Source organism: Actinocorallia longicatena, from assembly GCF_039534125.1.
GTDB classification, from domain to species: domain Bacteria; phylum Actinomycetota; class Actinomycetes; order Streptosporangiales; family Streptosporangiaceae; genus Actinocorallia; species Actinocorallia longicatena.
Genome location: NZ_BAAAUV010000036.1, coordinates 21,422 through 40,441 on the forward strand (window position 1 = coordinate 21,422; position 19,020 = coordinate 40,441).

General features: G+C 71.6%; 12 protein-coding genes. 4 read left to right on the top strand and 8 right to left on the bottom strand.

Annotated elements, in window-relative coordinates:
- Positions 1 to 46 precede the first annotated feature (46 nt).
- Genes ABD785_RS37140 through ABD785_RS37150 form a run of 3 tightly spaced genes read left to right on the top strand, consistent with a single transcriptional unit; the run spans position 47 to position 4,253 of the window.
- Positions 47 to 1,501: a hypothetical protein gene (locus ABD785_RS37140; protein ID WP_344838324.1), complete on the top strand. Its 1,455-nt coding sequence runs from the start codon at positions 47 to 49 to the stop codon at positions 1,499 to 1,501.
- Positions 1,502 to 1,513: 12 nt separating this feature from the next.
- Positions 1,514 to 3,010 carry an MptA/MptB family glycosyltransferase gene (locus tag ABD785_RS37145; RefSeq protein ID WP_344838326.1) on the top strand — a complete coding sequence of 499 codons (1,497 nt, stop codon included), beginning with the start codon at positions 1,514 to 1,516 and terminating at the stop codon, positions 3,008 to 3,010.
- Complete coding sequence (locus ABD785_RS37150; RefSeq protein ID WP_344838329.1) at positions 2,970 to 4,253, top strand: FG-GAP-like repeat-containing protein; 1,284 nt, start codon at positions 2,970 to 2,972, stop codon at positions 4,251 to 4,253. The genes ABD785_RS37145 and ABD785_RS37150 overlap by 41 nt, the downstream gene beginning before the upstream one ends.
- Before the next feature lie 10 nt (positions 4,254 to 4,263).
- Here ABD785_RS37150 and ABD785_RS37155 read toward each other — a convergent pair whose 3' ends face one another.
- The 6 genes from ABD785_RS37155 to ABD785_RS37180 form a co-directional block, all read right to left on the bottom strand.
- Complete coding sequence (locus tag ABD785_RS37155; RefSeq protein ID WP_344838332.1) at positions 4,264 to 5,517, bottom strand: FG-GAP repeat domain-containing protein; 1,254 nt, start codon at positions 5,515 to 5,517, stop codon at positions 4,264 to 4,266.
- Between the two features lie 27 nt (positions 5,518 to 5,544).
- Positions 5,545 to 6,918, bottom strand: coding sequence for an FG-GAP and VCBS repeat-containing protein (locus tag ABD785_RS37160; protein ID WP_344838335.1), 1,374 nt, complete (start codon positions 6,916 to 6,918; stop codon positions 5,545 to 5,547).
- On the bottom strand, positions 6,915 to 8,177 hold the full coding sequence (locus ABD785_RS37165; protein ID WP_344838338.1) for an FG-GAP repeat domain-containing protein: 1,263 nt from the start codon (positions 8,175 to 8,177) through the stop codon (positions 6,915 to 6,917). The genes ABD785_RS37160 and ABD785_RS37165 overlap by 4 nt, the downstream gene beginning before the upstream one ends.
- A complete protein-coding gene (locus ABD785_RS37170; protein ID WP_344838340.1) occupies positions 8,174 to 9,520 on the bottom strand; it encodes a VCBS repeat-containing protein in 1,347 nt (448 codons plus the stop codon). The genes ABD785_RS37165 and ABD785_RS37170 overlap by 4 nt, the downstream gene beginning before the upstream one ends.
- Positions 9,520 to 10,851 carry an FG-GAP and VCBS repeat-containing protein gene (locus tag ABD785_RS37175; RefSeq protein ID WP_344838342.1) on the bottom strand — a complete coding sequence of 444 codons (1,332 nt, stop codon included), beginning with the start codon at positions 10,849 to 10,851 and terminating at the stop codon, positions 9,520 to 9,522. The genes ABD785_RS37170 and ABD785_RS37175 overlap by 1 nt, the downstream gene beginning before the upstream one ends.
- 72 nt (positions 10,852 to 10,923) lie before the next feature.
- A complete protein-coding gene (locus ABD785_RS37180) occupies positions 10,924 to 12,108 on the bottom strand; it encodes a phospholipase D-like domain-containing protein (protein WP_344838345.1) in 1,185 nt (394 codons plus the stop codon).
- Between the two features lie 159 nt (positions 12,109 to 12,267).
- On the opposite strand from ABD785_RS37180, the gene ABD785_RS37185 reads away from it, so the two are divergent.
- Entirely contained in the window at positions 12,268 to 13,446 is a 1,179-nt protein-coding gene (locus ABD785_RS37185) for an FG-GAP and VCBS repeat-containing protein (protein WP_344838347.1), read from the top strand.
- On the opposite strand, the gene ABD785_RS37190 is transcribed toward ABD785_RS37185, so the two are convergent.
- Both ABD785_RS37190 and ABD785_RS37195 read right to left on the bottom strand, forming a co-directional pair.
- Positions 13,443 to 16,811, bottom strand: coding sequence for a bifunctional glycosyltransferase/CDP-glycerol:glycerophosphate glycerophosphotransferase (locus ABD785_RS37190; RefSeq protein WP_344838349.1), 3,369 nt, complete (start codon positions 16,809 to 16,811; stop codon positions 13,443 to 13,445). The genes ABD785_RS37185 and ABD785_RS37190 overlap by 4 nt on opposite strands.
- A gap of 13 nt (positions 16,812 to 16,824) precedes the next feature.
- Entirely contained in the window at positions 16,825 to 19,020 is a 2,196-nt protein-coding gene (locus ABD785_RS37195) for a bifunctional glycosyltransferase family 2 protein/CDP-glycerol:glycerophosphate glycerophosphotransferase (protein ID WP_344838352.1), read from the bottom strand.

Genomic DNA, 19,020 nt, shown 5'->3' on the forward strand with positions numbered 1-19,020 from the left:
AGATGCCCGGAGCGAAGCCGATTACCCACTGTTACGATGCGTGACCATGGTGACCAGGCGCCTCCTCCTGCCCGCCCTGGTGCTGGCGTGGGCCGCGCTGGTCACCCTCAGGCACACCTGGGCCGGTGACATGCGGCTGCACGAAGGGGTGCTGCACGCCCTCCTGCGCGACACCTGGTCGCCCGTCGACCCGATGGTCGGGGCCGTCGAGGGCAGCCCCTACTTCTCGCCGCCGATGGTCGCGCTCGCGGCGGTGGCCAGGCTGCTCCATCTGCGGGTCCAGACCGTCCTGGAGCTGTCCGGGCTGGTGAACGTCGCGGTCTGGCTGTGGGCGCTCACCCGCTTCTGCCGCAGGCTCGGCGGTCCGGCGGTCGCCGTCCTGGCCATCGTCTTCGAGCTGCTGCTGTGGGGGTTGTCGCCGCGGGAGTGGAGCGGCTTCCCCGGCCTGTTCTCGCTGTCGTGGACGATGGCCTACCCGAGCCTGCTGGCCACCGGGCTGATGCTGCTGGCCTGGGACCTCTACCTCGACCGGCGGTGGTGGCCGCTGGTGCCCGTCCTGGCGCTGATCGCGCTGACCCATCCGTTCACGGCCTTCAACACCGGGCTCGGGCTGGCCGCCTTCGCCCTGGCCCGGCCGGGGCGGCTGAAGGACCGGCGCGCCTACGCCGCCGCCGCGGCCGCCGCCGGGCTCGTGCTGCTGTGGCCGTGGTCGGATCCGGCGGCCCTGGCGGGGGCCGCGGGCGGGCTCTCGGAGATCCACCGCCGGCTCGCCCTCGACCTCGGCGGGGACTTCGGGTTCTCCCACTTCGGGCTGGCGCTCGCCGGGCTGCCCGCGCTGGTGTCCGGGGCGTCCCGGCGGCCGATGGGGCGCGAGCTGCTGCTCCTGTTCAGCCTGACGATCTCCGTGGTCGGGCTGGGGCTGGCCACCGGGACGTTCTCCCTGGCCAGGGCGCTGCCCGTCGCGGTGCTGCCGCTCCACCTGGCGCTCGCCTCGGCTCTGGCCGGGACGGGCGCGGTCGACGGGGTGAAGCGACGGGCCACGGCGGGCCTGGCCGTCGCCGCCTGCGCCGCGGGGATCGTCGGCAACAGCGGCGGGCTGGTCAGGGCCTGGCAGGGCCCGCTCGACCCGCGGACCCTGACGGCCTGGGGCGGCCGGTCCACCACGACGGTCTACGACCCGCTGGTCCGCCGGATCAGGGCGGGGACCGTGGTCCTCGGCGACCAGGTCTGGCCCGGGCGCCTGGTGGTGGCCAGGGGCGCCTACACGGTCGTGCCTCCGTGGCCCTACCCCTTCGTCGACGAGGCCGCCCGGCGCAGGGACACCCGGATCTTCTTCGCCCCCGCCACGACGCCCGCGCAGCGCGCGAAGATCGTCGAGAGGTACCGGGTGGGGTGCGTGCTGGCCGCCCGGCGGAGCCCGGCGTTGCGGCCCGGTGCCGTCGCGGGTTTCCGGAAGATCGCCGAGACCCGGCGGGGCGGGGTACGGCTGATATGCCGTTAATCTTGCCCAGCCATGTCGTACGTTTCCCCCCGGGCGGGGTCCGCCGCCCTCGCCCTGATCGCCGTCTCGGCCGGTCTCGGCGCCTGCGCGTGCCTGCTCGGGCCGTCGGCCGCCGTCCCCGAGACCGGCGGCTGGTCGCTGGGGGCGCGGCCCGGTTATCCGGCCGTCGTGTGGCTGACCTTCCTGATGGCCGGGACGGGGCTCGCGGGGATCCTGACCGGACTCGCGGCGGCCCGCGCGGGCTGGCGGCCGTCGGGCCGGTCGCTGCTGCTCGGTGGGCTGGGGCTGGCGCTGCTGCTGGCGGTCGTGCCGGTCGGCGGCTCCACCGACGTCCTGAGCTACGCGCTCTACGGGCGGATCGGCAGGCTCGGGCACGACCCCTACCAGTTCACCGTGCAGCGGCTGATCGACGCCGGGGACCCCGTCGCCGCCTACGCGCCGCAGTCCTGGCGGAACGTTCCCTCGGTCTACGGGCCGATCGCGAACTGGATGTTCGCGGGCGCGGCGGCCGTGGGCGGGGCGTCCATGGCCTCGATCACCGTGCTGCTGAAGCTGATGTCGTTCGGGGCGTTCGCGGCCGTCGCCGTCCTGCTCGACCGGCTGGCCGCCGACCGGGTCCGCGCCCACCTGCTGTGGACGCTCAACCCGCTCATGCTCTGGGTCTGCGTGGCGGGCGCCCACGCGGACGTGTTCGGCGCGGCCCTGCTCGTCGCGGCGTTCGCGGTCTTCCGGCTGCCGTGGCCCGCCTGGGCGACCGGGCTGGCGACCGGCGCGCTGGTCGGGGCCGCGGGCGGGACGAAGGCGCCGTTCCTGCTCGCCGGGTTCGGCTTCGCCTGGGCGGCCCGGCGCTCGCTGCCGCTGCTGTGCGGGCTGCTGGGCGGGGCCCTGGTGACGGGGCTCGGCTCCTACCTGGCCGCCGGCTGGGAGTCGGTCGAGGCGGTTCTGAACAGGTCCGAGCAGACCGCGCCCACCAACCCGTGGCGGTACCTGCCGGGCTGGGGGATCGACCTGAGCGGACCGCAGATGGCCAGGCTCGGGTTCGCCGCCGCCGCCCTGATCGCGGTGCTGATGCTCTGGCGGCTGACGCTCGCGGCGACCCCCGTCGAGTCCGCCGCCCGGGTGGCGTTCGCGGTGTGCGCGCCGGTCCTGATGGCCTCGCCCGTCCAGCACGCCTGGTACGACGTGCTGATCTTCCCGTTGCTGGTGCTCATGCCGGTGCCCACCCGCCTCGACGGGCTGATGCAGACGCGCCTGGCCGTCGGCCTGTGCGGTTACCTGCCGGGCGTCCCGCTGCCCGGCCCCGATCTGTGGCCCGATCAGGTGAGGTTCATCCGATTTACGGTGAACAACTGGTGGGTGTCCGCCGGACTCGGCATTATTGCGATCATCGTTGTGGCAGTCGTGGTGAAAGGGTCGTCGTTTGAAGCTCGGAGCCGTACTGGCCGCCTCACTCCTGATGATCCCGCTGGTGTCGGCCTCAGCCCAGTCGGAGGCGCTGGCGGGCCGTAAGGCTCCCAAGACGGCCAAGCCCGGCGACTTCGACGGCGACGGCCGCCGCGACCTGGCGATCGGCAGCCCCGGAAGCAAGATCGCGAAGAAGAACCGCGCCGGGCTCGTGGTCGTCCGCTACTCCAGGACCAAGAAGCTCCAGCGGATCAAGGCCAAGAAGCCGGTCCGCAACCTGGCCTTCGGCACCTCCCTCGCCTCCGCCGACTTCGACCGCGACGGCTACGCCGACCTCGCCGTCGGCTCCAACCAGGCGCTGACCGTCCTGTACGGATCGAAGAAGGGGCTGTCGGGGCGGGCGGTCTGGCTGAAGGCCGGGAGCAGGCTCGTCTCGGGCGACTTCGACGGCAACGGCAAGGCCGACCTGCTGGGCGTCCGGCACGGCAGGGTCTGGGCCTACCTCAACCTCGGCAAGCGCAAGATCAACCCAAAGACCGCGGTCATCAAGGGCGCGGGCGAGGCGTTCCCGGTCGCGGGCGACTTCACCGGCGACGGGAAGACCGACGTCGCCTACCTCGCGCAGGGACGCGTCAAGGGCGACCCCTGGACGGCCTCGCAGAACCTGCGGATCTCGCTCGGCACCGCCAAGGGGCTCGGCGCGGTCAAGGGCACCGGCTGGCCCGCCGGGACGGCCGGAGCCGTGGGCGACGTCGACGGGGACGGCGACGCCGACCTCGTCACCCAGGCCCCGTGGGGCGGTGACGGCCCCGGTGCGGGCGGCATCCGCGTCTTCCCCGGCGGCGGAAAGGGCCTCGCCGCGCCCGCCACGCTCACCCAGGACAGCCCCGGCATGCCCGGCAAGGGCGACCCGGGCCGGCCCGGCCGGTTCGACGGCGACGACTTCGGCGGTGCCGTCGCGGTCGGCGACGTCAACGGCGACGGCCTCGCCGACGTCGCGGCGGCGGCCCCCGGCAAGGACATCGGCGGAGCCCGCGAGGCGGGCGGCGTCTACCTGCTGTTCGGTTCGAAGCAGGGCGTGACCACGAACGGCGTCCAGGCGATCACCGAGAACACGCCGGGCGTGCCCGGGGCAGCCCAGAAGAACGACCTGTTCGGCTCCGGGGTCTCCCTGGCCGACGTCACCGGCGACGGCCACGCCGACCTGACCGCGGTCGCCCCGCGCGACGGGGGCTTCTACCTGTTCTCCGGCGGTAAGGCCGGGCTGTCGACGAAGGGCGTGAAGACCTTCAACCGCAAGCAGCTCGGCACCTCCGACGGCGGCCTCATGCCGTTGCGCAACGGCTGACCGCCGCGGATCAGCGGAGCCTGGCCCCCCAGTACACGTCGAAGTGGAACGGCTTGAGTCCGAAGGTCCTGCCGGTGATCGTGGTCACACGGCCGGTGGCCGCGCCCCTGGCGGTGCTGCGCAGGATGTAGGCGCTGCTCTTCACCGCGACCACGAGATCGGCCCGGCCGTCGCCGGTGACGTCGCTGAGACGGACCTGGACGCCGAACCTCCGGCCCTTGCCGCCCGGGACGCCCTTGGTCGACGGGGTGACGGACTTCTTGTATCGCAGGCCCTTGCGGCTCCCGTAGAAGAGGCGGACCTTGTCCTCGGAGGCGAAGCCGATCGCGAGGTCCGTCCGGCCGTCCTTGTCGAGGTCTCCGGTGGCGAGCGACACGGCCTCGGCGGGGAACGTGGAGACCGTGGTGAGCTCGGTGAGCGGGCCGCCGGCCTGGCCGTAGACCTTGACGGCCCCCGGGACGCTGATCGCCACCTCGAGGTCGCCGTCCCCGTCGTAGTCGGCGGAGGCCAGCCGCAGCTCCCGGTTCAGCGTGTACTCCGGGAGCGGGATCGGCAGGATCAGCGGCTTGGAGCGGAGACCGTCGCGGGAGCCGAAGAGCACCCGGGGCTCGTCGAGGCCGTCGTCGCCGATGGTGAACAGGTCGGCCTTGCCGTCGCCGTTGAAGTCGCCGGCCGAGACCTGGGTGAACTCCGCCTTCGTGCCGCTGACGGGCCGGGCCCCGGTCCTGCCGCCCTTGTGGACGTCGTAGAAGACCGAGGCGCCCCAGCCCAGGCCGAGCGCGAGGTCGGGACGGCCGTTGCCGTTGAAGTCGCCGACGGTCAGCCCGTTCGCGCTGAGGATGCCCGCCTGCGTGGGCAGCGCCGAGACCCGTGACGACAGCCCCTTCTTCGAGCCGTAGATCACGAACGGGAGGTTGACCCCCTCGGGCCCGGCGATCCCGGCGAGGTCGGCGTAACCGTCCCGGTCGAAGTCCGCCGAGACGGCCTGCGGGTTGAGGTCGAGGTCGTTGAGGAGGATCTTCTTCAGCCCGGCCGACTTCCGGGTGAGGACCTGGCGCCGTCCCGTCCCGTACCGGACGGCGATCAGGTCGGTGCCGGGCGTGGCCTGGAGGGCGCCGTCCGGGACGATGACCGAGACGTCCCGCCGCCCGTCGCCGTCGAAGTCGTAGGGCTTGGCGGGCTTCTTGGCGGCCTCCGCGGCCGTCGCGGGGGCGAGCGCCGCCGCGAGCAGGGCGGCGGAGACGAGCACGGGGGCGGATCTCATGGGTCCTCCAGTCCGGGAGCGGATGGGTCAGCGGCCGAAGTAGCCGAAGTCGAGGCCGTCGTAGCCGGTGGGGCTCTTGCCGGCGATGCCGAGGTTCCCGGCGGTGTAGGACCTCACCGGGGTGGCGACCTTCCCCTTGACGGTGCGGAAGACGAAGATCCGCGACTCGCCGGGGGCGCCGACGACCAGGTCGGCGGCGCGCGTGCCGGTGACGTCGAGGATCGTGACGTCGGCGCCGAAGTTCTCGTTCGAGTGCGAGGCGGTCGGGACCCCCTTGGAGTCCTCGGTGATCATGCGGGCGCCCCTGGTGGTGTAGCCCTTCTTCGCGCCGTAGAGGACCGTGACGCTGCCCCGGCCGAAGGCCCCGTACGACGGGTCGCCGATGGCGAGGTCGGCGCGGCCGTCGCCGTTGAGGTCGCCGAGGGCGATGGAGGAGCCGAACCGGTCGCCGAGGTTGGGCTCGGTCGTGCCCGGGACGCCCTTGGTCCGCTTGGAGAAGGAGACGGGCCTGCCGAGCCCGGCGGACGTGCCCGGATAGATCCGGACGAGCCCCGCCTTCCCGATGGTCGTGCCGACGACCAGATCGGCGCGGCCGTCACCGGTCACGTCGCCCGCCGCCGCGTCGTACCAGGTGGAGGAGTCGTCGAGCTGGCGGGCCGGGCCGAGCCCGGTCGCGGTGCCCTTGAGCAGCAGGACCCGCCCGGGGACGTTGTCGTCGAGGATCGTGGTGACGGCCAGGTCGGTGCGGCCGTCGCCGGTGAAGTCGCCCGAGGCCAGCCGGGACGCCGAGCCCGCCGCGGACACCGGGACCGCGATTGGGGCCGACCTGCCCTTGCCGACGGCGCGGAACAGCGTGACCCGCCAGCCGAGCTGGAAGCTCTCGGTCGGGGCGGCCACGAGGTCGGGACGCCCGTCGCCGTCGAAGTCGCCCGCGGCCAGCAGCGTCTTGTAGGCGGAGCCCTGGGCGGGCAGCGAGGGCATCGGCAGGACGGCCGTGCGTCGCGAGAGCCCCTTCTTCGACCCGTAGACCAGCACGACGGAGAGCGTCCGCACCGGGTAGGTGCTGCCGCCGGCCACGGCGACGTCGGCGTAGCCGTCCCGGTCGAAGTCGGCCGAGACCGCCTCCTTCACCTGCCAGACGCCGTCCGGAAGAGACAGCAGGCCGGGCTCGTCGGCCCCGTAGGCCTGCTTCTTTCCGGTGCCGCCGTACAGGACGCCCAGCACGCCCTGCGCGAGCTGCCCCTTGGCGAAGCCGTTGGCGGAGACGACGAGGACGTCGCGGCGGCCGTCGCCGTTGAAGTCGTAGGCCCTGGCGGGCTTCTTCGCCGCGTGGGCCGTGCCGGGAACGGCGACCAGGACGGTCGTGAGCATGAGCCCGGAGACTCCGAGGATCTTCTTCATCGGGCGACCACCGTTCCGTACCGGGAGGACGTGGGGAGGGTGAGGAACCGCGCGGTGAGGGCGGAGCCCCCGGTGACGCGGCGCTTGGTGAGCCGGAGGGTGAGGACCTGGCCGATCCCGGGAGCCCCGGCGATGATCTCCGGACGTCCGTCGGCGGCGAGGTCGAGGACGGCCAGGGCGCTCCCGAAGCCGTCGCGGGCCATCGCCCGGGCGGGAACCCCGTGGGAGTCCAGCGTGAGTCGCCGCGCGCCCGTGGCCGTCAGGCCGGAGCGGGATCCGAACAGGACGGTGACGCTCCCGGGAGAGGGGGCGCCGGTCCCGGCGGCGGCGTCGTCGGGGTCGCCGACGACGAGATCGGCCCTGCCGTCGTGGTCGAGATCGCCGACGGCGAGGGCGTCACCGAAGTTCTCGGCGGTCCCGGCGGCGGTCCGGCCGGGGATCCCGGGGCTGTCCTGGGTGAGGACCCTGCCGGCGCTGAACCCGTTCCGGCCGCCGTAGCCGACCTGGATCCCGGCCGGGCCGCCGCGGACCAGGTCGGCGTGCCCGTCGCCGTCGAGGTCGCCGGCCGCGCCCACGACACCGCCGCGGAGGCCGGTCCCCGCGGGCGCCTTCAGGCCCTTGGCCGAGCCCATCGCGATCATGATTTCGGGCTCCCCGCCGGGGCCGCCGTCCGGGAGGAGCACCAGGTCGGTGCGCTTGTCGCGGTTGAAGTCGCCCGCGACCGGAGCGTAGGTGATCACGGTGGGGCCGGTCCCGCCCGGGGTGGTCCCGGTGCGATGGAAGCGGCCTCCGCCCTCGTTCTCGAACAGCCAGTACCGGGGCCCGGCCGTCGCGACGAGGTCGGGATCACCGTCACCGTCGAAGTCACCGACGGCCAGGCCGCGGCGCGTGAGGGTCCCGCCGGAGGTCTTCAGGGTCTTCCTGCGCTTGCCGAGGCCGCTCTTCGAGCCGTGGACGACCGTGACGGCGCCCCTGCCCGCGACGGCGAGGTCGGCGTAGCCGTCGCGGTCGAAGTCGGCCGAGGCCAGGGAGGTGCCGAAACCGGCCCGGCCCCCGGTGACCTGCCGCTTCCTCTTCTTCTTCCGGCCGCTGTAGACGACGGCGACGATCTTCGCCCCGGGGGCGCCGAGCGCGAGGTCCGGCTTGCCGTTGCCGTCGAAGTCGTAGGCCTTGGCGGGCTTCTTCGCGGCGGCGTGGGCGGCGGGCGAGGCCAGGGCCGAGGCCAGCATGACGCCGGTGACGACCAGGGTCCTTTTCATCGGGAGACGACCGTTCCGAAGGCGGGGGCGCGGAGCTTGAAGGCGGAGGGCCTGAGCGCGGTGGAGCCGGGCCCGCTCAGGCGGCCCTTGAGGTTGCGGAGGATGACGACGGTGCCGATGCCGGGGGCCCCGGCGACCAGTTCGGGGCGCCGGTCCCCGCCCAGGTCGAGGAGTGCGAGCGCGGTGCCGAAACCGTCGCGGTCACGGCCCTTTCCGGGCACTCCCCTGGATCCGAGGGTGAACCGCTGGGCCCGCTTCGTCGTCAGGCCCGAACGGGAGCCGTACAGGACGGTGACGCTCCCGTAGCCCGGACGGTCGAAGCCGGTGTAGCCCTTCTTCGGGTCGTAGCGGCCGTCCTTGTCGAAGGGGTCGCCGACCACGACGTCGGCGTAGCCGTCCTTGTTGAGATCGCCGATGGCCAGGGCGTCGCCGAAGTTCTCGGACGTGTCGGGCAGGACCGCCCACGGGACGCCGGGCGTGTCCTGGTTGAAGATCCGTTCGCGGGTGAAGCCGTTCGCCCCGCCGTAGGAGATGATCACGTCTCCGCGGTCGGGGGAGTCCCAGCGGAGCATGTTGCCGCCGCGGACGAGGTCGGCGTAGCCGTCGCCGTTGAGGTCACCGGCGACGCCGGTGTCCCCCGCCGTCCGGCCGGTCGCGACCGCCGGGCCGAGCCCGGTGGGGGAGCCGTCGGCCCGCAGGATCGGGTCGCCGGACTCGCCGGGGCCGCTGCGGCTCGTGCCACCGGGAAGCAGGACCAGGTCGGTGCGCCGGTCGCCGTTGAAGTCGCCCGCGACCGGCGCGTAGGTGGAGGTCTGCGCGAGTTCGGCGTCGAGGACGACCGGGACGGTCCTGGTCCCCTGGAAGCGGCCGCGCCCGGTGTTGCGGAAGACCCAGTAGGCGTCGCCCGCGGTCGCGACGAGGTCGATGTTCCGGTCGCCGTCGAAGTCGCCGGTGGCGAGGCTCTTCGCCGCGATGGTCCCGGCGCCCACGGCGATGATGAGCTTCCGCTTGCCGAGCCCCTTGCTCGTGCCGTAGACGAGCGTCACGGCGCCCTGACCGGCGACGGCGAGGTCGGCGTAGCCGTCGCGGTCGAAGTCGGCCGAGGCCAGGGCGGTGCCGAACCCGGTCCGTCCCGAGGTGAGCTTCTGCTTCTTGCGGCCGTAGGAGACGGCGACGGTGCGCTTCGCCGGCACGCCCACGGCGATGTCCTGCCGTCCGTCGCCGTTGAAGTCGTGGGCCCTGGCGGGCTTCCTCGGGGCGGCGTGGGCGGTGGCGGGGAGGGAGATCGCGGTGGTCGCGGCGGTCACGGCGACCGCCGCGGTCAGCAGGCGGTGGCGGGTCATCAGAGGATGCCTCCGAAGAAGAAGGTGCGGGGCAGATGGAAGGAGCCGGGGCGCAGGACGCCGGGTCGGGCGGTCTGGAGCCGGCCCCTGACGTTGCGCAGCGTGTAGACGGCGTGGGGGCCCGGGGCGCCGATCACGAGTTCGGGCCGCCGGTCCCCGTTGACGTCGGTGAAGCGGAGGGCCGCGCCGAACTCGTCGTTGACGCCGGTGGGGCCGGGGATGCCGGGGGAGGCGGCGGTGATCCGCCGGACGCCCCGGGTGGTGATGCCGGTGCGGCCGCCGAACAGGACCGTCACGCTGTTGCGGAAGAGCCGGCGGCCGGGGCTCTCGGTCCGGCCCTCGGTGTCGGTGGGGTTCCCCACGGCGAGGTCGGCGCGGCCGTCGCCGTTGACGTCGGCGACCGCGAGGCTCCGGCCGAAGTTGTCGCTGCTGTCGCTGAAGTGCCTGCCGGGAACGCCCTTGGTCTCCTGGCTCAGGACGACATGGCGGCCGAAGCCGCCGAGGCCGCCGTAGTCGATGTACACCTCCGCCGCGAACGGCGCCTCGTCGACGTAGACGTCGCCGCCGTGGACGAGGTCGGTGCGGCCGTCGCCGTTGAAGTCGCCCGCCTTGCCGACGACACCGCCGGACAGGGCGGTGAAACGAGGGGCGTCCAGGCCGGTGGGGGTGCCCGGGGCGTAGGAGTAGGGCCACACCCTGGCGTGCCCGGTGGAGATGTCCCGGCCGAGGCCGCCCGCGGGGATGAGGACCGCGTCGAGGCGGCCGTCGCCGTCGTAGTCGCCGAGGACGGGGGAGTAGCCGTCCGGCTCGGCGTGGTCCCACTCGGAGCCGCCGAAGACCGGCGTGCCGATGAGCCGGTGGACCTTCCTGGGCCTGCCCCTGCCGACGCCGTAGAGCGTCCAGTAGCCGGTGCCGACGCCCGCGACCAGATCGGCGCGGCCGTCCTTGTTCAGATCACCGGCGGCCAGGCTCTGGCTCGCGATCGCGCCGGGACCGGTGGGCAGGAACACCCTGCGCTTGCTCAGCCCCTGCTTCGAGCCGTAGACGACCGTGACGCCGCCGGGGCCGTTCGAGGCGAGGTCGGCGTGGCCGTCCCGGTCGAAGTCGGCGGAGGCGTACGACCCGTCCCCCCGGATCGTGAGCTTCTGCCGCTTACCGGTCGAGAAGGCGACGAGCGTCAGGTTCCGGAACGCCGAGGCGATCACCGTCTCCTGGCGGCCGTCCCCGTTGAAGTCGAAGGCACGGGCGGCCTTCCTCGGCGCGGCGTCCGCCGGAACGGCGGGCGCGAGGCAGGCCAGGGCGGCCGCCGTAGCGATGACTCTCTTCTCCACGGACCATCCCCGTCGCGTTGACCTTGGTGCGACGTGAGATGGCCGTGAGTCCGGAAAAGTTCGCGCTGATTTTCAGCAGGAGATGCGCTGCCCGTAGAGGAACGCCCGTGCCTTGCGGAAGTTGCACAGGTAGAGCGCGTGGATCTTGGCGCTCTTGAGGGTGCCGACCCGCTTCAACTGGATCATCGTCTCGTCGCTGGAGCGGAGCGCGCCGAAGGTCATGTTGGCGCTGCCCGTCCAGATGAAGAATCCGGTCCGCTTGCCGACGCGGCCCTTCACGAGGATGTACTTGGAGTGCATCAGGTTCTGGGTGCGGTTGGGGTCGGCGTAGTCGGTGGTGATGCCGCCGGCCCGCAGGACGTTCAGGACGGCCTGCTCGGGGGCCTTCCGGGTGTCGATCGTCGTGAGGACCTCGACGACGCAGCCCTTCTTCTTCAGCTTGGTCAGCGCGCTCAGCACCCACTCGCGCTGGACGTTGATGTCGCTCATCGCCATCCGCACCTCGGTCGGGTGCTTGCCGCCGCCGTAGTCGACCCACGTGCAGCTGACCTTGTTCAGCATCCCCGCGACCGGGTCACCGGACGCCTTCGGGAAGAACTGGACGGTCACCCCGGCGCCGTTGGCCGGGCCGCCGAGGGTCTTCCAGATGTTCAGGTTGCTCTTGCCCGCCCACAGGGCGTTGAAGTAGCGGTTGTAGGCGTTGTAGGCGCCGGGGTTGTCGGCGAGGACGACGGCGTCGTTCCAGTCGGTGGTCAGGCCGCCGGTCTGCATGAGGTTCTGGGACGTCTGGATGACCACGTTCTTGCTGCCCCGGCTCCTGCTGAACAGGAAGAACTTGTTGTGGTTCATCTGCTTGCCGACGCAGCCGCGCCCGGCCGGGCAGGTCTTGGCCTTGCCGCCGACGGCCGCCGCGACCTTCTCGTAGGCCGTCGTCTTACCGCCCGCGCGCCACCGGTCGAGGCTGGTGTGGTCGGCGATGATCCGGACGTCGACGCCGCGCTTCTTCGCGGCGATCAGCGCGTTGGCGACGATGTAGGCGTCGGTGAACTGGTACATCGACATGCGGATCTTCGAGCCGCCCGGAGCACCCTTGATCACCGAGACGATGGCGTTCTCGACCTTGGTCGCTCCGGCCCGGGTCCGGGGGTCGTTGAACACGATCCCCGACTTGATCTTCTTGGCCGCGGCTGCCTCGACGGGCGCTGCCAGCGACACCACACATCCGAGCGTGACAAAGGCCGCCAGAATCCGTCGCATGTCTCTCCCCGGTCGCAGGAACCCCAACTGATCAACGAGGGATTCTACGGGAATACCTCCGACATTTCTGTCATCTCGCATGTATCCGAAATCGCACTGAACTTTTCTCTTCTGTTCCGCGTCTCACGGCGCACGGCATGAAGAATCGGGAGAAACCACGTGAAGCATCCTGTAGTTCCCGTCCTCGCCCTGGTCGTGTCCGCATCGGCTCTCGCGCCGCTCCCGGCCGAAGCCGCCGCGAAGAAGCCCGCCCGGGCGTTCGACTTCGACGGCGACGGAAAAACCGACGCCGTCCTGGCTTCGGGGGCCTCGCTGTCGATCTTCTACGGGCCCGCCCGGAAGAGGCAGCGCCTGCCCTTCCGGGCGGCTCTCACGACCTCGTGGGACTTCGACCGGGACGGATACGCCGACCTCGCCGCCGCGAAGGAGGACAGTGGCGAGATCGTCATCCGCTACGGAAGCCGCGCCGGGATCGGCGAGCGCCGGCGGGTCCTGCGGGTCGAGCGGCCGGTCGTCGAGCTCGACGGCGGCGCGGAGAAGGTCGAGGCGGCCATCGCATCGCTGGCGGGCGGCGACTTCGACGGCGACGGCAAGGCCGATCTGGCCTACGCGACACCGCTGGCCGCGGCGTTCTTCGTCGTACCGGGCCTGACCGGCAGCGGCAGGCGCTACGACGTCACCGGCTCCTTCGACGTGGGCGCCGATCTGCTCAGACTGTCGGCGGCCGACGTGACCGGCGACGGCAGGACGGATCTGTTCGCAGAGGTCCAGGGCTTCATGCCGGGGATCGGCGTCGGCCTCTACCGGGGCGGCGCCGCCGGGCTCACCCGGACGGCCGTCTCCGGGCTCACGGAGGGTTTCACCGTCGGCGACTTCGACGGCGACGGGATCGGCGACGTAGCGGCCCCCTCCGAGGGGCGGGCGGGCCGGGGCGAGATCAGGACGTGGCACGGCGGCCGGTCGGGGCTCACCGCCTGGCGGCGGATCACCCAGGACACCCCGGGCGTTCCCGGCAAGGGGGAGAAGAACGACGGCTTCGGCTCCACGCTCGCCGCCGCCGACGTCGACCGCGACGGCCGCGCGGACCTGATCGCCGGGACGCCCCGCGAGGACGTCGGGAAGATCAAGGACGCCGGTTCGGTGACCGTCCTGTACGGAAGCCGGAAGGGCCTGACCGGAAAGCGGTCCCACCAGTTCACCCAGGACACCCGCGGTGTTCCCGGCAGGGCGCGCCGGGGCGATCTGTTCGGCTCGGACGTCACGCCCGCCGGCGGGGCCTTCCTGGTCGAAGCCGCCGGCGAGCGGAGGACCTACGTCCTGAGAAGACTCACCTTCTAGAGCTTGAAGACCTGGTCCACCACGCGGGAGGCGGCCTTGCCGTCCTCGAGGGAGCAGAAGCGGTCGTAGAAGGCGTCGTAGGCGGCGGTGTAGCGGGCCGAGACCGCGTCGATGTCGCGGATCGCGGCGATGAGCTCCGCCGAGGTCTCGACCAGGGGGCCGGGGGCCTCCTTCTCGAAGTCGAAGTAGAAGCCCCGGAGCTTGTCGCGGTAGTGCGGCAGGTCGTAGGTGAAGAACAGCATCGGGCGGCGCAGGTTCGCGTAGTCGAACATGACCGAGGAGTAGTCGCTGACGATGAGGTCGGCGACCAGGTACAGCTCGGCGATGTCGGGATAGGTCGACACGTCGTGGACCAGCGGGTGGGCGGGGGCGCCGTCCACCACGTTCGGGTGCAGCCTGGCCAGCAGGACGTGGTCGTCGCCGAGCTCGGCGGCGAAGGCGTCCAGGTCGAGCCGCCAGTCGGCCTTGTAGCGTCCGCGGCCGTAGAACTGGTCGTCGCGCCAGGTCGGCGCGTACAGCACGACCTTCTTGCCGGCCGGGATACCGACCCGCTCGCGCACCGACTTCGCGATCGCGTCGGCGTCGGCGGAGTACAGGACGTCGTTGCGCGGGTACCCGGCCTCGATCAGCTCGCCGGTGAACCCGAAGGCCCGCTTGAGGATCTTGGAACTGAACCGGTTCGGCGACAGCAGGTGGGTCCACTCCGGCAGCGGCGGCGTCTTCGGCCCCGCCGACTGCAGCGCGCTCTTCATGCCGGGCGCGTACGCGAAGTGGACCTCCTTGACGTCCTTGCCGATCTTCTTCAGCGGGGTGCCGTGCCAGGTCTGGACGACCACCTGGTCGGGGTGGCGCTGGAACCAGTCGCCGAGCCGGTGGTTGGTGACGATGTACCTGGAGGAGGCGACGGCCTCGTGCCAGTCCTCGCCGTTCAGCCGGACGGCCTTCACCGTCGGCGGCAGCTCCACCTGGGCGTCGTTGACGACCCACAGCTGCTCCAGCGTGCTGCCGCGTCGCACGAGCTCCTCGTGGATGGCGCGGGTGGAGTCGGAGTACTGCTTGCCGTTGAAGCAGGAGAACAGGACCGCGTCGCGCAGCCCGTTCTCCTGGACGCGCGCCCGCGCCTCCTGCCGGAGCCGGGTGGCCGAGGACTGCTCCTCGGCGGTGAGGTCGCCGGTGACCGACACGACCAGCCGGCTGCCCTGGATCTCGAGCGAGTACCCGCGCAGGTCGGCCTCGATCGGGGCGGGCAGCTCGACCGCCGAGCCGAGGGCCGCCGCGAGGGCGGGGGCGTCCGGGTCGCCGGCCGGCTGGAACAGCACGTCCCAGCGGCCGGGACGCAGCGGCAGCAGGCCCGCCATCGTCGGGACGGACGTGACGGGCAGCTCGGCGGTCCCGTCGACGAGCGGACGGGGGTACTCCAGGCGGCGGCCCCGGCTGCGCAGCACCAGGGTGCCGTCGGCGTACACGGGGTGGGTGCCGGTGACGGCGACCTTCCCCTCCGCCCAGGCCACACCGGAGATCACGAACCGGGCGGTCCGCAGGCCGAACTTGAAGTAGCCGGAGGCGTTCTTGCCGGCCGTCAGCTCGCGCGTGCCGGACAGCTCGGCGGTCTCGCCGACCTCCTCGCCCACGACCAGGCGGACGCCGTCGACCTCGGCCCGCCAGGCCTCGGTGTCGTCGAGCCTGCCGGGGCTGATCGGGATCGGCGGCAGCTCTGACGGGTTGATCCGGACCGTGAAGTCCGAGCCGTTCGCGGTGAGGTCCAGCGGGACCCGGAACTCGCCGTTGATCATGACCATGCTCTTCGGCGTGCCCTCGGCGACCCGTCCGGTCAGCTCCAGCACCCCGTCGCGCCACAGCAGCGAGGTGACCCTCGCCCGGACGGTCTCGACCGTGATCCGCAGCTTCCCCTCGATGATCTGGGGAACGACGCGGACGTCGTCGGTGACATAGGAGTAGGGCGGGTTGGAGCCGGTGCCGCTGGAGCCGCCCTTGAGCAGCGCGTGCCGGTAGACGCCCGCGTTGAAGACCCCGGCGTCGACGTCCCAGACCCCGTCCTGCCAGCGGCCGAACCGCTTGAGCCGGGACGGGTTGAGGCTGAACTCGAAGCCCGTCCAGGCCTTCTTGACCTTGGTCTGCTTCGCCCGGACCGGGATCCGGCGGGACCCGTTGCGCAGCAGGAAGCCCTTGGTGGAGGTCCACCGGCGGCGCATGCTGACGGAGTTGATGTAGGTCTCGCCCTTGACGACGAGCCGGCCGTCGCGCCACTCGATCGAGGACGTGCGGCTGCGCAGCCGCACCTCGCCGCGCGCCCGGTAGATCTCCTCCGGGACGCCGACCTTCTCGTCCTTCCAGTACGGGTAGACCACGTACCGGCGGACGGGGTTGCGGATGATCGACGGGCTGGTCCGGCCGCGCTCGTACCGGACGACCTTGACCAGTTCCATGGTCATGCGGCGCTGGGCGAGGTGCCACTTGAGGCGGCTGAGGGCGGGCAGCGTGCCCAGCACCTTGGCGTCGATCTTCTCGGCGAAGGCGCCGGAGGCCTCGATGATCTGGATGCGCTCGTCGGGCTCGGCGTCGGGCATCGCGTCGAGGAAGCCCTTGAGCTCCCGGTCGAGCACGGTCAGCTCGAAGCGGCGGCGGTCGACCGCCCGCCACGTGCCCTCGAGGCCGTCGGTGACGTAGGCGATCGCGCCGTAGCCGTCCGCGACGTCCTGCGGGTCGGTGGTCGGCTCGATGTCGGTGGAGTTGCGGCGGCGCAGCACCATCGTGGACAGCACGTCGACGGCCTTCGCCCGGAAGTGGGCGGGGATCGCGACGGCCAGGTCCTCGAGATAGGAACCGTCGGGGAAGGACAGCCCCGCCCTGTCCCAGAAGGACCGCCGGAACACCTTGCCGGTGATGTACCGGTCGTGGAACAGCAGCCGGTGGCGGCGGATATGGGTGCCGGTCAGATCCTTGGCGAAGGCGTCGCGGTGGTACCAGGAACGCCAGTTGCGGCCCAGCTCGGTGATCTTCGAGACGTTGCCCGCCGCGAAGTCGGAGCCGGAGGCCTGAACCGAGCCCAGCAGCCGTTCGAGGGAGTCGGGCGGCAGCAGGTCGCCGTCGTCGAGGAAGGCCAGGAACTCCCCGCGCGCCTCCTGGACGCCCAGGTTGCGCGCGGCGCCGCGGGACAGCGCCCCGCCGCGGACCACGCGGAAGCGCTCGTCGGGCATCGGGACGTCGACCCCGGCGCCGTTGTCGACGACGAGGACCTCGAGATCGCGATGGGTCTGGCGGGCGACGGACTCCAGCGACTCGGCGAGGAACTCTCCGGTGTCGTGGGTGATCGCGATGACGCTGAGCTGCACGGTTCTGGCCAAGTGGATCGTCGTCCTAACGGGGGAGCTGCTCGCCGAGGAAGACGCGGCGCACGACCCGCTCGGCGGCGTGGCCGTCCTCCCAGACACAGAATTTCGCACGGAAGGCACCGCGCAGCTTCGCCGCCGCGTCACCGCCGAAGGCGCCGGTACGGAAGGTCTCGACGAGCTCGTGCTCGGTCGTCGCCACCGCGCCGGGCGGTTCGGCCATCAGGTCGAAGTTGACGCCACGGGTCAGCCGGTAGGTGTCCCAGTCGTTGGCGTAGATCACCACGGGCTGGTCGAGCACAGCGTAGTCGAACATGATGCTGGAGTAGTCGGTCAGCAGCGCGTCGGAGGCGATGGCCAGGTCCTCGACGGTCGGATGCGCCGACACGTCGATGACGCTGCCCTCGGGCAGCCCGAGGTCCTTCACCTTGTAGAAGTAGTGCGCGCGCAGCAGCAGCACGAAGTCGTCGCCGAGCGCCCGGGCGAACTTGGCCAGGTCGAACATCGGGGTGAAGTTCTTCTGGTAGTCGCGGTGGGTCGGGCAGTAGAGGATCGCGGTCTTGCCCTCGGGGATCCCCAGCTCGGCCCGGAGCCGGGCCCTCTCCTGCGGGGTCGCGTGGAACAGCCGGTCGTTGCGCGGGTAGCCGGTCTCCAGGAGCTGGTACTTGGCCGGGTAGCTGCGCACCCAGGCCTCGCTCATCAGCGGGTTGGCCGAGACGAGGTAGTCCCACTTGTCGGCCCGCTCGATGAGCTGGTCGAAGTCCATCTCCGCCGCGCCGACGGGGTGGTCCATCTGGTCCAGGCCCATCTTCTTCAGCGGGGTGCCGTGCTGGGTCTGCAGGTAGACCTGGCCGGGACGCTTCACCGGGTCGTCGGTGAAGTTGACGTTGTTGACGAAGTACTTCGCGCGGGCCATGGTCCGCAGGTAGGACCGCGTCCCGGCGATCACGTAGGGGACGCCCTCGGGCAGGTTCTTCACCGTGCCCTTGCGGACCACCCAGACGGACTTGATCCCCGGGGCGAGCCTGCGCTGCTGGGAGTAGATCGCGGCCGGGTTGCAGGCGGCGCCGCGCAGCCAGTAGGAGGCGTAGACGGCGAGGTTCTCGTCGATCGGGGCGCGGAGCTGGGTCTTGTAGTACAGGCCCTTCAGCTTGCCCTTGGAGGCGACCTTCGCGCGGCGGACCTGCTTCTTGCCGCTGCGGATCTGCTTCTTGACGCTGACGCGGACCCGATTGATCATCCGGGAGCGCTCGAACGCCGCGAAGGCGTCGCGCTCGACCAGCCGGTACTTCATGCCGTCGATACCGTCGGGCGGGGTGTAGCCCTCGGGCTTGTACTTGTTGTACAGCTCGGAGGTCCGGTGGAAGAACTCCGGCCGGATCTCCTTGGCGATGCGGTGCTCGAGCGCCAGGATGATCAGCAGGTGCCACATCATCCGATCGAACATGACCTTGCGCAGGCCGTGGCCGCCGAGGTTGCGCGAGTCGATGAAGCCGAAGATCGTGTCGTACTGGCCGAAGACGTCCAGGTGCCGGCGGTCCTGGGTCTTGGTGATCGACCCGGTGCGGCGCTGGCGGTAGGCGTAGCAGACCCGGTCGAGCATCGCGATGCGGTCGGCCGCGAACAGCACCGGGTAGGAGACGGGGGAGTCCTCGTAGAAGCCCTTGGTGAAGCGCAGGCCGAGGTCCAGCAGCCACTGCCGCTTGATCACCCGGTTCCAGGCGTAGGGCAGGATGCTGAGGATCTCGGGGCGGTCCTTGAGCTGGAACACCGCGGGCCTGGTCTCGTCCTCGCGGAACAGCTTGCGCTGCACGGACCGGTTGAACCGGCCGTTCCAGTAGGTGCGCGCGTAGTCGAGCATGAGGACGTCGAGGTCCTCGCCGCGGGCGAGCCGCTCCATGATCGCGGTGACGGATCCCTCGGTGATCCAGTCGTCGGAGTCGACGAACCAGACGTACTCGCCGCTGGCGAGCCCGAGCCCGACGTTGCGCGCCTCGCCGAGGCCCACGTTGACCTCGAGGTGCTTGACCCGCACCCGGTGGTCGGTGGCGGCGATCTCGTCCAGGATCTGCCCGCTGAGGTCGGGGGTGCAGTCATCGATCGCGATGATCTCGATGTCGTCCCCCTCGTACTCGAGGACGGATTCAAGACACTGACGAACGTACCCCTGCACCCCGTGGACCGGGATGACCACACTGAGGACGATCTTGTTACCGAGGCTCAT